The organism is Myxococcus sp. AB025B (assembly GCF_006518215.1).
GTDB classification, from domain to species: Bacteria; Myxococcota; Myxococcia; order Myxococcales; family Myxococcaceae; genus Myxococcus; species Myxococcus fulvus.
In genome coordinates this window covers 1-13,551 of sequence record NZ_SRLW01000270.1, presented here as the reverse complement: position 1 = coordinate 13,551, position 13,551 = coordinate 1, and the positions used below count along the sequence as shown (strand labels likewise).

The 13,551-nt window shown below is 70.5% G+C and carries 11 protein-coding genes; 6 read left to right on the top strand and 5 right to left on the bottom strand.

Features of this window, described 5'->3' with window-relative positions; genetic code table 11:
• Together FL311_RS33120 and FL311_RS33115 are read left to right on the top strand one after the other, a co-directional pair.
• Window positions 1-384 (top strand): TIGR02266 family protein (locus FL311_RS33120; protein ID WP_141331559.1); only part of this gene is annotated, 384 nt, incomplete at its 5' end.
• 244 nt (window positions 385-628) lie between these two features.
• Window positions 629-2,260, top strand: a complete 1,632-nt coding sequence (locus FL311_RS33115; protein ID WP_228557248.1) for an ATP-binding protein — start codon at window positions 629-631, stop codon at window positions 2,258-2,260.
• On the opposite strand, the gene FL311_RS33110 is transcribed toward FL311_RS33115, so the two are convergent.
• Complete coding sequence (locus FL311_RS33110) at window positions 2,238-3,128, bottom strand: oxidoreductase (RefSeq protein WP_141331555.1); 891 nt, start codon at window positions 3,126-3,128, stop codon at window positions 2,238-2,240. The genes FL311_RS33115 and FL311_RS33110 overlap by 23 nt on opposite strands.
• 302 nt (window positions 3,129-3,430) lie before the next feature.
• Between FL311_RS33110 and FL311_RS33105 the strand changes: the two genes are divergently transcribed.
• The gene (locus tag FL311_RS33105; RefSeq protein ID WP_141331553.1) at window positions 3,431-4,183 is read left to right on the top strand and encodes a 1-acyl-sn-glycerol-3-phosphate acyltransferase; all 753 of its coding nucleotides are present in this window, start codon (window positions 3,431-3,433) and stop codon (window positions 4,181-4,183) included.
• 235 nt (window positions 4,184-4,418) lie between these two features.
• Window positions 4,419-5,561 (top strand): class I SAM-dependent RNA methyltransferase, encoded by a 1,143-nt coding sequence (locus tag FL311_RS33100; RefSeq protein WP_228557247.1) that lies wholly within the window; start codon window positions 4,419-4,421, stop codon window positions 5,559-5,561.
• Between the two features lie 160 nt (window positions 5,562-5,721).
• Here the strand turns inward: FL311_RS33100 and FL311_RS33095 are convergent, their stop codons facing one another.
• Both FL311_RS33095 and FL311_RS33090 read right to left on the bottom strand, forming a co-directional pair.
• On the bottom strand, window positions 5,722-6,630 hold the full coding sequence (locus tag FL311_RS33095; protein ID WP_141331549.1) for a hypothetical protein: 909 nt from the start codon (window positions 6,628-6,630) through the stop codon (window positions 5,722-5,724).
• Window positions 6,631-6,716: 86 nt separating this feature from the next.
• Window positions 6,717-8,249, bottom strand: a complete 1,533-nt coding sequence (locus FL311_RS33090; RefSeq protein ID WP_141331547.1) for a matrixin family metalloprotease — start codon at window positions 8,247-8,249, stop codon at window positions 6,717-6,719.
• Window positions 8,250-8,434: 185 nt separating this feature from the next.
• Here FL311_RS33090 and FL311_RS33085 point away from each other — a divergent pair, with 185 nt between their 5' ends.
• Together FL311_RS33085 and FL311_RS33080 are read left to right on the top strand one after the other, a co-directional pair.
• Complete coding sequence (locus tag FL311_RS33085) at window positions 8,435-9,712, top strand: APC family permease (RefSeq protein ID WP_141331545.1); 1,278 nt, start codon at window positions 8,435-8,437, stop codon at window positions 9,710-9,712.
• 63 nt (window positions 9,713-9,775) lie between these two features.
• Window positions 9,776-11,602 carry an RluA family pseudouridine synthase gene (locus FL311_RS33080; RefSeq protein WP_228557246.1) on the top strand — a complete coding sequence of 609 codons (1,827 nt, stop codon included), beginning with the start codon at window positions 9,776-9,778 and terminating at the stop codon, window positions 11,600-11,602.
• A gap of 374 nt (window positions 11,603-11,976) precedes the next feature.
• On the opposite strand, the gene FL311_RS33075 is transcribed toward FL311_RS33080, so the two are convergent.
• The gene (locus tag FL311_RS33075) at window positions 11,977-12,777 is read right to left on the bottom strand and encodes an SAM-dependent methyltransferase (RefSeq protein WP_255510381.1); all 801 of its coding nucleotides are present in this window, start codon (window positions 12,775-12,777) and stop codon (window positions 11,977-11,979) included.
• A 113-nt stretch (window positions 12,778-12,890) separates the two neighbouring features.
• Complete coding sequence (locus tag FL311_RS33070; protein ID WP_141331543.1) at window positions 12,891-13,454, bottom strand: NifU family protein; 564 nt, start codon at window positions 13,452-13,454, stop codon at window positions 12,891-12,893.
• Between the last annotated feature and the right edge of the window lie 97 nt (window positions 13,455-13,551).

Below are 13,551 nucleotides of genomic sequence, written 5' to 3'. Positions count from 1 at the left end.
CCCCTGAGGCGGGCCGCCGCCGCGCCCACCTATTCCAGCGCGGAGTTCGTGGGGTTGGAGCGCCGCCAGGATGATCGCATCCACGCGGACGTGAAGGTGTCGATGCAGAACACCGGCATCTTCACGGACCACCGCATCATCAACCTGTCCTCCGGCGGCCTGTTCATCGCGACGGACAAGCCGCTGCGGCTGGGCACGCTGGTGGAGCTGACGTTGCGCTTCGATGACCCGTCGCGCGTGATGACGCTGCGCAGCTCGGTCATCTGGGAGAACTCGCTGGACGACGGGAAGAACCCTCGCGGCTACGGCTTGCGGCTCAGCAGCCTCCGCAAGGAGGAGCGCGAGTTCATCCAGCAGTTCGTCAGCCGCAAGCCCCCGAAGTAGGCCCGAGCGGTGCGCCCGCTCGGACAGGACACCTAGAGCAGCTGTCCGAGCAGCACCGCGCCCGTCATCACGAAGGTCGCCATCACCGCCATCACCGCCTTGAGCTCCAGGTCATCGCGGCCCATCACATTCATGAAGTTGTTCATGGTGTCCTCCGTCCCTCGTGTTGCCCCCTCCCCCTTTCCTACGGGACACCGCGCCGACGATTGCATCCCCCCTCCCGACGCCCTCCAGGATGACCTCCGTGCCTCCCGACGCCCCCGCCACGCCTCCTGACTACTGGCTGCTCGACGGGCTGCCCACCGCCGCGTCCGTCATCCGGGGAGAGCAGGTCCTGGTGGCCAACCAGGCCATGGCCTCGCTGCTGGGAATCTCCCTCGAGGAGCTGAAGGCCACGCCCGTCTCCGCCCACATCGCGCGCTTCATTCCCGCCGAGCGCGGCTGGGTGGAGGCCTTCCACGAGGCGCTCGTGCGCGACGGCAACCGTCCCGAGCATCCCCTGTGGCTGCGCATGCGCCGCGCGGATGGACAGGAGCGCACGCTGACGGCCACGTACGCGCCTGGCGCGTCGCCGGACGAGACGGTGGTGCTGCTGCACGACGCGGGAGGCGAGGACACCGCGCGCAGGCTCACCGAGGCCCTGGGCGCCGCCGCCACGGAGCTGCTCCACGCGCGGGACGAGCACGAGGTGCTGGAGACGGCGGTGGAGGCCGTGCACCGCCAGGGCTTCTACGCGGCCATCCTCCTGGTGGAGGGCGACACCTTCCGGCACGGGCCCATGCGGCAGGAGCCCGAAATCGTCGCGCTGGCCGAGCGCAAGTACGGCATGCCCGTCACCCAGGTGCGGCTGCCGCTCACCACCCTGCCCCATCTGGCGGAGGTGCTCTCGCGGCGCAAGGCGGCCTTCCATCAGGACGCGCTCGGCGCGGCCCACCGCATCCACAGCAGCGAGGTCTTCGAGGACATCCAGCGGGCCTACCCTCCCGGCATCCGCGCGCTGGACGCGCCCATCTTCGTGGAGGGCCAGCCCTTCGGCATCCTCACCGCGCAGGGCTTGAACCTCACGCCCGCGGCCGCGAGCACGCTGGAGCTGTTCGCGCAGATGGTGGGCGGCGTGCTGGAGAACGTGCGCCACCACCGCGTCGCCTCACAGCGCCTGGAGGAGGTGTCACGACTGCAGGACGAATTGGTGGCGCAGGAGCGGCTGATGGTGCTGGGCGAGGCCGCGGGCGTGGTCGCGCACGAGGTGCGCAACCCCCTGGGTGCCATCCTCAACGCGGTGGCGGTGCTGCGGCGCGAGGCGCACCTGGGCCCCACGGGGCAGGCCGCGGTGGGCATGCTGGAGGAGGAGGCCATCCGGCTGGAGGACATCGTCCGCGACCTGCTGGACGTGGTGCGTCCGCTGGAGCCCAGACCCCGGAGGGTCCACCTGGGCGAGCTGGTGCGGCGCGCGCTGGGGCAGATGCACGGCCCTCCGGACGCGCCCACGCTGCGCTTCACCGTGGACGAGGCTCCCGACACGCCGGAGCTGATGGGCGACGAGACGCTGCTCCAGCTCGCGGTGACGCACCTGGTGCGCAACGCGGTGCAGGCCTCGCCTCCGGGCGGGCGCGTGAAGCTGAGCGTGGAGCCCGGGGACGAGGGCGTGCGGCTGACGGTGGAGGACGAGGGCCCGGGCATCCCCGACGTGGACCCGCGCCGCATCTTCGAGCCCTTCTTCCTCACGCGCGCCAACGGACGCGGGCTGGGGCTGGCCATCGTCAAGCGCGTGGTGCTGGCGCATGGCGGGCAGGTGCGCGCCAGTGGCCGGCCGAAGCGGGGCGCGCGCTTCGAGGTGGTGCTCCCGCTGGAGCCTACCCGTAGGTCTCCCGCCTGATGCGCTTGTCGTCGATGCCGAGCGCGTGGAGGTGGCCGAGCACCGTCTCCATGAAGCGCGGCGTCGCGGGCGTGCGCGTCTCCAGCGCCTTGCGTCGGTCCCACGGAGTAATCGCGGGGCCGCACGCGTAGACCAGGCACGTGTCGCGGTCCGGGATGAGCTCCTCGAGGAGCGCCTGGTGGACGCGGCCCTTGCGCACGTCGCCGCCGAAGCGCGACTCGTCCAGCTCGCGCGTGAGGGTGTGCACCAGCCGGACGCGGTCCGCGTGCTGCCGGGCCAGGGCCTCCAGCTCGTCGCGGTAGAGGATGTCGCTCCACGTCTTGTTGGACATGAGGACGGTGTGGCGCGTCTTCAGGCCGCGGTGCAGCGCGTCCTTGAGGATGGCGAAGTTGGGCACCGCGCCCGAGCCGGCCACCAGGTGGACGACGTGGCCCGTGCGCGTCTCCACGTCGTCGGGCAGCACGTAGGGGCCCATGAAGCCGAGCACCTTGAGGCGCGCGCCGGTGAGCCGGCCGTGGACGAGGAAGGGCGAGAGCAGCGGCGGGTAGCGGGTGAGGCCAGGGATGAACTCCTCGTCCTTCACGGTGATGGCCACGTGGCGCTCGTGGGGGGCGGAGGCCAGGGAGTAGGAGCGCTGGGGCTCCTTGCGCCCCTTCTGCTCCTGCAGGTAGGCGGACAAGCGCCCGAGCGCGGGGAACTGGTGCGGGTCGATGTTGATGAACTGGCCGGCCTTGTAGTCGGGCCGGACGTCCCCGAAGTCGAGGAAGAGGGTGGCCGTGTCGTGCGTGTCCATCCGCACATGGTCGACGGTGACCTCGTACTCCACGGGCTTCCTGCTGCGCGAGGGGCTCGCTTCGGCGGCGCTCATGGCCCCTCCCTTAGCCCAAACCCGGGGTGCTCGCCGATGGGGTTGACGCGGGCTGCGTGGGATACCGGTCCGTGACAGGGCCTCGGGTGGCCCGTCCCGGAGTCGGTCCGGAGCGTTGGCTGCACGACGGGACGGCATGCGGGCAGGGGGCTGCCTCGACGCGGGCGCTGACCGGGGAGGGGGCTGGGACTACATCTTCTGGTGGCCAGTGGTGGGGCTGAAGGATGGGTGAAAGAGGTCGGACGCCTGGGCGCCGACTTGTCCATGCTCTCAAGCCGTCCCGAGGTGGAGGCGACCGACGCGTGCTCCGCATTCTCTTTTCGCTGATGGCACGGCTGCCGGAGGGAGTCCGGCGCCACGTGGTGCGTACCCTGATGGACGGGGTGTGGGATGCCCTGGCCGACGAGGTGGTGGAGGGCCGCGGCAACCTCCCGGACGTGCCCTGTCTCTACATCTGCAACCACCTGTCGAACGCGGACGGCTTCACGCTGGACCGCGCCTTCCGTCCCCGGAAGCTGGTGTTCCTGGCGGGCGTGAAGCTGCAGGGCACGGTGATGACGCGGCTGGCCTCGGAGGTGATGGAGACGATTGCCATCAAGCCCAACTCGCCGGACATCGAGGCGATGCGGCGCGCGGTGGAGACGCTCAAGGGCGGCAGCTCGGTGCTCATCTTCCCCGAGGGCGCGCGGAGCCGGACCCACGAGCTGCTCCAGGCGAAGAAGGGAGTGGCGCTCATCGCGAAGCGCGCGGGGGTGCCCGTGGTGCCGGTGGCGCTGATGGGGACCGAGAAGCTGATGCCCATCAACGACTCGGACATGGGGGGTGAGCGGCTGTACCACGCGCAGGTCCGGGTGCGGGTGGGGCCGGCGTTCCGCATGGAGGACCTGGAGCCCGAGACCGTCGGCGCGGAGGACGCGAGGCAGGCGCTGGCGGACGCGATGATGCGTCGGGTGGCGCGGCTGCTGCCTCCCGAGTACCAGGGCGTCTACGCGAATCCTCCGACTCCGCTGTCCGTGACGCGCCTGCACGAGCCGCCCTCCGCTCCGGCGCCGTGAGCCCTGGTGTGCCGGGGCTCGTGGGGCCCTGCACGGGAGTCCCACGGGCAGGACCGCGGGCCCGCAGCCTTGGCGTGGAGGACACGAGGCGCGAGTGATGCCCCCGCCACGGAGGGTGTCCTCGGGCGCCCCCGCGCTCAATCACTTCGGTTCGCCACGAAGCGCTCGGCCTCGGGAGGGCGAGGCCGCAATGAGTCGTTGCGGTCCGCACGGGAGCACGGACAATGGGCCTCCCGTGACGAACGCCCTCGCCTCCGAGCATGTCTATGTCTCCACCCTTCCTGGACTGGAGCCCGCGCTGGAGTCGGAGTGCGCCGCGCTCGGATGGAGGCCTCGCCGCGCCGAGGGCGGTGTGGAGCTGGAGGGGCCTTTCGGGCTGCATCAGGAAGCGAACCTGCGCCTGCGCACCGCCAGCCGAGTGCTGCTGCGACTGGGCGTCTTCCGGGCGAACGACGAGGACGTGCTGGTCCGGGGCCTGCGCGGACTGGAGCTGTCGCGCATCTGGGACCGTCGCTCGCCGCCTCGGATGTCGGTGACGCTGAAGCGCTCGGGAGTCCCGGGCGCGGACGTGGTGATGGACGCGGCGGCGGAGGCGTGGGGCGTGGAGTCGGTGGCCCGCGCGGGGCCGCTCGACGAGGAGGGCGGTCCCGGGCTCACGTTGCTCGTGCGCGTGGAGGGCGATGTCTTCACGGTGAGCGCCGACACCAGCGGCGAGCCGCTGCATCGCCGGGGCTATCGACAGGAGATCAGCCGCGCGCCCCTGCGGGAGACGCTCGCGGCGGGCATCCTGACGCTGGCGGGCTACGACGGCACGGAGCCGCTCGTGGACCCGATGTGCGGCTCGGGGACCTTCCTGGTGGAAGGCGCGTGGATGTCCATGAAGCGCGCGCCAGGCTTGATGCATGGCTTCGCGTTCGAATCGTTTCCAGGCTTCGATGCGAATGGCTGGGCGGAGCGCAAGGCGCGGGCGGAGTCGGAAGCGCTGGCCGCGCCACGGGGAGCCCTGCACGGCTTCGACATCAACGCGGGCTCGCTGGGAACCGCTCGAAGGAACGCGCGCCGCGCGGGCGTGACGCTCTCCCTGGAGCGCAAGGACGTGAAGACGCTGACGGCGCCCCCCGGAGGCCCCGGGCTGTTGGTGGCGAACCCGCCCTACGGGAAGCGCGTGGGCGAGGGCGAGGACCTGCCCGGGCTCTATCGGGCGATGGGCGAGACGCTCCGCAAGGGCTTCACCGGCTGGCGCGCGGCGCTGCTGGTCCCCGAGGACACGGGGCTGGTGAAGGCGCTGAACCTGCCGGAGGCGCGGAGCCTGCCCGTGCGCAACGGCGGCCTGCGCTGCAAGCTGCTCCTCACGGAGGCGCTCTCGCCGCGCCGCTGAACAACCACGCACGTGTCCCCGGGAAGTGTGGCCCTCGCGGAGAGCGCCGCCAGCGCTCCGTCCATCGACGGCCTCGCGCCCCTGCCGCCTGGAGCAACGGTCTCGACCTGTGACGCGGTCTTCACCTCCGCGAGCCACCACGGAGGTTCGGCACCTCGGCTCAATCGCGGCGACGAAAGGTCACCCGGGCGACGATGGCCACCGCGACGACGATGGCGAAGAGTGAGCCCGCCCAGCCAACATGAATCGCCGAGGTGTCCGAATCCTCGACGGCCTTCGTCGCGGCCTCCGCGGGAGAAGGGGGCACCTGACGCGCTGACCCGGCATCCACTTCTCGCTCCGATGGTGCCCTGTCCTGGGCGGGCGTTGGCGCGCCCCGCGGAGCAACGACATCCGGCGTCCCGCGAGCATCTTCAGGCGTCGCTCGGGTCCCGGGCCCCACCTCCTCGACAGGAGGTTCCTCTGGCACCTTGGGCCCTGTCGCTTCGTCCGTCACCTGCAGCGCCGGGTCCGGAGGCGGGGGCTGCTGCCGCTCGAGGTCACGAGCCAGCGCGTCCTCGGGCGACTCCGGAACGGGCTTGCGGGCCTCACGCACGAAGCCCCGGAACGACGCGAGCTTCGCGGGCGAGTCCGCCTCGAACGAGCGGACGTGCACGATGAGGAAGGTCTCGCCCTGCCCCTCCACGGGCAGCAACGCCAACCCCACCGCGACTCCAGGCGGCGGCGCGTTGAAGCTCTCCGGCGTGTGAATCCCCTCCACCGTGCCGCCCACCGTCAGGATGCGCAGCCGCGCCGGCGGTGGCGCGCCATCGACGACCTCGAGGACCTCGAAGTCGCGCAGCGTGTACACCTCGCGCACCGTGATGGGGCGTCCCCGGTCATCGAACTGTCCGCCCAGCTCACGCCAGTGGACCGACCTCCCCTCCAGGAAGCGGCCCACCACCACCGACGTGCCCTGCCGCACGATGTCCTCGGGCGGAATCGGCCCCATGGAGGACGAAGCCCTCGCCGACACCGAAACCGCGAACAGCACCATCAGTCCAAGCCGCGTGAGCGTGGTCCCATGCATGTCAATCACTCCTCGCTTCGCACGACGAAGGAAAGCGGCCCCCACCCCGCCTCACGCGGAGACGAGATGGGGCGCCCCGGAGGAACTCACTGCAGGTAGTGCGCGAAGACGAAGCTGTAGTCCCTGTGCGCGGACACCGAGGGCGTGACGAGCGAGCCCGGCGCAATCTCCGGCCCCGCCGTGCCCCACGCGGAGCCATCGTTCGGCGACGTCCGCGAGTACAGCACCCCCGCGAAGTTGGTGCCCCGGACAGCCTGATGCATGCCACTGAGGCTCTTCGCCAGCGACGGCTGGGTGCGCGTCTCATCCGTGCCGTACAGCATCCCGTCGTAGACCAGGCTCGCCCCGTCCCAGTGCAGCTTCAGCGTCCGCACCAGGTACTTCGAGTGCAGGATGTCATCGGACCAGCTGAACCCGATCCGGATGAAGCTGTTGCCGGAGCTGGTGATGGAGACCCCCGCGAGCGCCCGGTAGTAGGCAGGCACCGGCACCGCGACCTCCGGCCCCCAGTTCCAGCCGCCGTTGGTGGAGACACGCGTCACCACCTGACCGTCATTGTTGGGATTGGCGCGGTCGAGCTTCGCGTACGCGAGAATCCACACGGTGTCGGTCAGCTTGTGCACCGCCGGCGTGCCGATGGTGGTGGCGCCGGCGACGTTGCCCACGCCGAACCAGCTGACGCCTCCGTCGGTGGACTTGACCATGCGGATCTGCATGGCGTCGTTGAGCGGGTCCACCCACGCCATGATGTAGTCATTGTTCCAGCCATGGCCGGTGGTGCCGTAGATGCTGCGCTCGCCGCCGAAGACGAACCACTTGCTGGTGTCATAGGCGGAGCCGTCCGAGTTGCCGCGAATCCACTGCGGGTTCTTCCCCGCGCCCGTGTAGAAGAACACCGTCTGGCTGGTGTCCCGCAGCGCCGTCGGGTCGATGGACGTCGTCACGCCGATGCCGGAGAGGTTCGTGGAGAACGCGCTCCAGGAGACGCCGTTGTCCGTGGAGCGCTTCATGTAGACGCGGTCGTAATCCCGCGCACCGTAGAGCGCGCGCACGTCCGTGTAGTCCTTCGTCGTCGGACCATGGCGCATGCCCGCATGCACCGAGGGGAACATCACCGCCGTGGTGATGCCGTCCTCGTGGTCCAGACCGAACGCATGCCCGAGCTCGTGGATGGCCACGCCCTGCATGTCGATGGCGCCCGTGGTGTTGCGGTGCGGCGTGAAGGTCCAGGGCGTCCCGTTGGAGCTCTTGCGGTGGAAGATGATGGTGATGGCGCTGCCCGTCCCGAAGGTGGAGGCCACCCGGGAGCCATCGACGTGCTTCTCGTTCATCTGCACGATGATTTCGCCCGACGACGCCACCGTGCGCGTCGTGTAGCCATAGACGGCGGGCTTGAGCCGGAAGGCACCGATGGTGCGCCACTTCACGATGGCGTTGTAGAGACAGGACATGAAGGGGTCGCGCCAACTGGCCGGAATCCCTTGCGCCTCGAAGCTGTCCCAGTTCACCCAGATGGGAACTTCGGCATCCTGATTGTAGATACGGACATCCGCGCGGGCCGACGTGGAGGACAACACCACGACACCCGCAAGCACTGCGCCCCACCAATTCGAGGACATTCTTTCCCCCTCGTGTTCGAGTCGTGCAGCAACGCGTGAACGGGCAGTCCGCGAGACCTTCGCCAAGGACTCGACGAAACAGGCGGCGAGGCACGTATGCTTCCTGCTCCCACCCTGTCAGCACCACCCGGGCGCCCCACCCCACCATGACGACTGGAAGCGATTCGAGTCCCCAAGACGTTGGCATGCGGCGCGCCGTCTCCCGCTGGGAGCTGGTGGGCTTCTCCATCAATGACGTCATCGGCAGCGGGGTGTACCTGCTGCCCGCGGCGGCCGCGGCGAACCTGGGCTCCGCGAGCACCGGCGCCGTGGTGCTCGCCGGGCTGGCCGTGCTGCTGCTCGTGCTGTGCTTCGCGGAGGCCGCCAGCTACTTCGACAAGCCCGGCAGCGCGTACCTCTACACGCGCGAGGCCTTCGGCGAACTGGTGGGCTTCCAGGTCGGGTGGATGACGTGGCTGGCCCGCGTCGCCTCGGTGGCCTCGCTGTCGGTCGGCTTCTCCCGGGCGCTCGGCTACCTGTGGCCCGGCGCCAATGAGGGCCTCGGTCAGAGCCTGGCCATCGCGATTCCGCTGCTCGCGCTCACGGCCATCAACGTCGTCGGGGTGAAGAGCGGCGCGCGCACGGCGGTCTTCCTGGCCATCACCAAGACGGTGCCGCTGCTGGTCTTCATCGGCGTGGGCATCTTCTTCGTGTCGGCGCCGCTGGCGACCTCCGTGGAGCCCAAGAGCACCGGCAGCCTGGGCGCCGCGGTGCTGCTGCTGCTGTTCGCTTATGCGGGCTTCGAGAACACGGCCGCGCCCGCGGGGGAGTTCAAGAACCCGCGCCGTGACGTGCCCTTCGCGCTCATCGTGCAGATTGGCGTCGTCACGCTCATCTACACCGCGGTGCAGTGGGTGGCGCTGGGGACGTTGCCCGGGGTGGTGGACGCGAAGACGCCGCTGGCCGACGCCGCCGCGAGGTTCCTCGGGGGCTGGGGCGGGCTGATGATGACGGTGGGCGGCGCGCTGTCGATTCTGGGGACCAACAGCAACACGGTGCTCGCGGGGCCCCGGTATCTGTATGCGCTCGCGCGGGATGGCTTTGGCCCCGCGGTGCTCGCCACGCTGCACCCGCGCTTCCGCACGCCCACGGCGGCCATCCTGGTGCAGACGGGCATCGCGTTGCCGTTGGCGTTCTCGGGCTCGTTCGAGGTGCTCGCCACGCTGTCCGTGGTAGCCCGGCTGGCCACGTACTTCGGCACGGCGGTGGCCGTCCCGGTGCTGCGCCGCAAGCTCCAGCAGCCGGCCAACGCGTTCCGCATCCCCGGTGGGCCGGTGATTCCCATCGCGGCGGCGTCGCTGTGTGTCGTGTTCGCGCTGAGCGCGGAGAGGAAGAACCTCGTCGCGGGGGCCATCGCGCTCGGGGTCGGCTTCGTGCTGTATCGCTTCCAGCGGCGGCCCGCGGAGAAGGTCGCGCTCGAGTAGGTCCGTCGCCGGGTGCCCAGGCCCGTTCCCCGTGGGCCTGGGTTTCGTGTTAGCGGTGGCGACGTGGACGACGCGCGCATCACCTTGCTCGACCCAGGAGTGGAGGCGCCTCTCGACGGGGGCGGCCTGCCGAGCCCGTTCGATGAGTTGGGCCCCTCGCCGCTGGCGAGGCAGGCGGCGGAGGTGTTGCAGCGCGAGCTTCGTGAGGGGTGGGTGGCTCCGGGCGTTCCCACGTCGCCGCTGGAGGGGCGCGAGGGTGGGAAGATGTTCGGGGTGCTGGTGGTGCGGCTTCCCGACGGGCGTCTGGGGTTCCTCCGGGCCTTCTCGGGGATGCTCGCTGGACACTGGGACGTGGAGGGGTATGTGCCCCCGCTGTTCGACCGTGCGGCGCGAGCGAGCCTTGAGCCCCGGGGCGAGGCCACCGTGAAGGCGCTCCTCGCCCGCGCGGAGGCCATGCGGGCCTCTCCCGAGCTGCTGACCCTGCGGGCAGCACATGCGGAGCTATCCGCGAGACACGCGGCGGAGCTCGCGGCGCTGCGTGAGCGGCACGAGGTCCGACGAAAGCAGCGGCATGCACGCAGGGCGGAGCTGACCGGGGCGTCCTCGAAGCGTCCACAACAGGTGCCCAGCGCATCAAGCCGTGACGATGGAGCCGCGCCGGCATGGGTGGATCGTCCGGGTGGAACGGTGGAGTCACCCGCCTCGCGACCGGCCGAGAGTCATGGCGAGGGTGCCACTCCGGAGGCTGCCACCCAGGCAGCGGCGCTGCGCACCAGTCTTCACGCGCTCGACCAGGAGAGCCGTGGCGACAAGGCCGAGCGACGACGCCTGGAGACCACCCATGCTTCAGAGCGAAGCAGCCTCGAGCCGAAGCTGCTGCGTCTGGAGCGTCGGCTTCGCGCACTAGACCGTCTGCGCCACATGGTGAGCCGCGCCGTCATGCGGCGCATCCATGACACCTACGTCATCACCAATGCGCGTGGAGAGCGGCGCCTCCTGCGCGGCCTCTACGAGCGAGCCCAGCCGCCCTCCGGCGCCGCCGACTGCGCCGCGCCCAAGCTGCTCGCATATGCACGGGCTCACGGGCTGCGTCCCGTCGCGCTCGCGGAGTTCTGGTGGGGCGCGCCGCCTCCCTCCGGAGGACGAGTCACCGGCGCGTACTACGCGGCCTGTCGCGACAAGTGCGGCCCCCTGTTGCCCTTCATGCTGGAGGGACTCCACGTCGCGCCACCACGGACCTTCACGCCTTCGTCCACCACTCCAGGCGCACTGAGCATCCTGTTCGAGGACCGCTGGCTCGTGGTCATCGCCAAGCCCCACGGGCTGCTCTCCGTTCCCGGGCGCGAGGCCTCGCTGAGCGACTCGGTCCTCACGCGACTGCGGGCACGCCATCCCGACGCCACCGGTGCCCTGCTGGTGCACCGGCTGGACCTGGACACCTCCGGGCTGCTCGTCGCCGCGCTCGATGCGCGCACGCACTCGGCGCTGCAACGCCAGTTCGTCCACCGCGAGGTGCACAAGCGCTACGTGGCCTGGGTCGACGGCATCGTCACCGGGGAAGAGGGTCGCATCGACTTCCCGATGCGCGTCGACCTCGACGACAGGCCCCGACAGATTCACGACCCCATCCACGGCAAGCCCGCCGTGACGGAGTGGCGGGTGCTGGAGCGTCGCGGGGGCCGGACGCGCGTGGCCTTCTTCCCACTCACGGGCAGGACGCACCAACTCCGCGTCCACGCCGCGCATCCGCTCGGCCTCGGCGCGCCCATCGTCGGCGACCGGCTCTACGGCCGCGACGGCGAGCGGCTCATGCTCCACGCGGAGTCACTCACCCTCCTGCATCCAGGGACCGGTGAGCGCGTGACTTTCGACTGCCCCGCGCCCTTCTGACCGAGGCAGGGCATCACCGACAACGGAGCGCTCCGCGCCCGCCGGGATGACGAAGACCCAACGCCGCGAGCAGCACGCGCGGCATCAGCAACGCAGGAGCGGCTCCCGACGGCCTCGCCTCTCGGGCTCCTCGGCTCAGCGCATCGCGAGGCCCACACCGCGAGCAGCGCTCGCGGCCTCGGCAACGCAGGAGCGGCTCCCGGCGGCCTCGCCTCTCGGGCTCCTCGGCGCAGCCCATCGCGAGGCCCACACCGCGAGCAGCGCTCGCGGCCTCGGCAACGCAGGAGCGGCTCCCGACGGCCTCACCTCTCGGGCTCATCGGCGCAGCCCATCGCGAGGCCCACACCGCGAGCAGCACTCGCGGCCTCGGCGCCTCACCCTTCGGACGGCACCGGAGCCTCCTCGGCGGGAGCCTCCATCACAGGCTCCGCGGGCAGCTCCGTCGCACCCGACGCCGCGGGCTTCACGCCCAGCTCCCGCGTCAGCTTCGGATTCACACCCGTCTCCGCCAGCAGCCGCTCCAACTGCACCCGCGCCCGGCGATTGTCCCGGTGCACGCGCCGCCCGAGGATGAGCTCGTTCTTCAACGAGTGCTCCCACCCCGTCAGCTCCGTCACCGTCACCTGGTACCCGAACGCCTCCAGCGTCAGCGCGCGGACCACGTTCGTCAGATGCGAGCCGAACTCGCGACGGTGCCACGGGTGCGCATACAACAGCCCCAGGCTCCCCTTCCCCGCCGCCCGCTGCTCCTTGAGCTGCGCCGCCACCTCGGCCTGACAGCACGGCACCACCGCCACGTGGTCCGCCCCGTGACGAATCGCCGCGATGAGCGCGTCGTCCGTGGCCGTGTCACACGCGTGCAGCGCCATCAGCAGGTGGATGCGCTCCGGATACGCCGCCTGGTCGATGTGCGCCGTCTGGAACGTCATCCGAGAGAAGCCCAGCCGCTCCGCGCGCCCCTTCGCGCGCTCCGTCAGCTCCGGCCGCCCCTCCACCGACAACAACGTGCCCCCGGCCGCGTCCTTCAGGAACAGCTCGTAGAGCACGAACCCCAGGTACGCATTGCCGCTGCCCGCGTCCACGAACACCGCGGACTCCGGATGGCGCGCCTTCACGTCCTCCACCGCCGGACGCATCAGCCCCATCAGGTGGTTGACCTGCTTGAGCTTGCGCAGCGCATCCGCGTTGAGGTGCCCCTCGCGCGTGAGCAGGTGCAGCTCGCGCAACAGCGCCTTCGACTGGTCCGGCAGGAGCTCCCGCCGGACCTGCGACGCCTTGACGTTGCGCCTCAGACGGACACCACTTCGAGCACCTCGGGGATGATCTCCCGCAGACGCCCCTCGATGCCCATCTTCAACGTCGCCGTCGACGACGGACACCCCGCGCACGAGCCCTTCATGTGGAGGTACACGATGCCGTCCTCGAAGCGGTCCAGCGTGATGTCACCGCCGTCCATCGCCACCGCGGGACGAATCTCCGCGTCCAGCACCTCGCGGATGCGTGACTCCACCGAGCCACCCCCCTCCGAGGACACCTGACGCGCCGCCGCCACCGCCGCCTCGTCCACCACCGGCTCGTTCGCCGTCAGGTGCGTGTCCAGGGTCTCCATCACCTGGTCGTTCAGCTCGTCCCACTCACCGTCCTCGCCCTTCGTCACCGTCACGAAGTTCGAGCCGATCATCACCGCCGTCACCCCGCGCACGTCCATCAGCTTGTGCGCCAGCGGCGACTTCGCCTGGGCGTCCTCACGATTCGTGATACTCACCGCGCCACCCGCCAACAGGCGCCGATCCACCACGTACTTCAGCGTGCTGGGGTTGGGGGTCCACTCAAGCTGGATGTTCACCGACATGCAGTTCTCCTCGGCCACTCCTCTAAGGCGCTCGGGGCCCCATAGCAACCCGACCCTCGGGGAATCAAACGTCCGCTCGGGCCCCTCCCACCCCGTC

Bases quoted from the DNA above. Each gene is read 5' to 3' on its own strand.
- FL311_RS33110 (WP_141331555.1), bottom strand. From the start codon at position 3,128: ATGAGCGCCGCCGAAGCGAGCCCCTCGCGCAGCAGGAAGCCCGTGGAG.
- FL311_RS33095 (WP_141331549.1), bottom strand. From the start codon at position 6,630: ATGCATGGGACCACGCTCACGCGGCTTGGACTGATGGTGCTGTTCGCG.
- FL311_RS33090 (WP_141331547.1), bottom strand. From the start codon at position 8,249: ATGTCCTCGAATTGGTGGGGCGCAGTGCTTGCGGGTGTCGTGGTGTTG.
- FL311_RS33085 (WP_141331545.1), top strand. From the start codon at position 8,435: ATGCGGCGCGCCGTCTCCCGCTGGGAGCTGGTGGGCTTCTCCATCAAT.
- FL311_RS33070 (WP_141331543.1), bottom strand. From the start codon at position 13,454: ATGTCGGTGAACATCCAGCTTGAGTGGACCCCCAACCCCAGCACGCTG.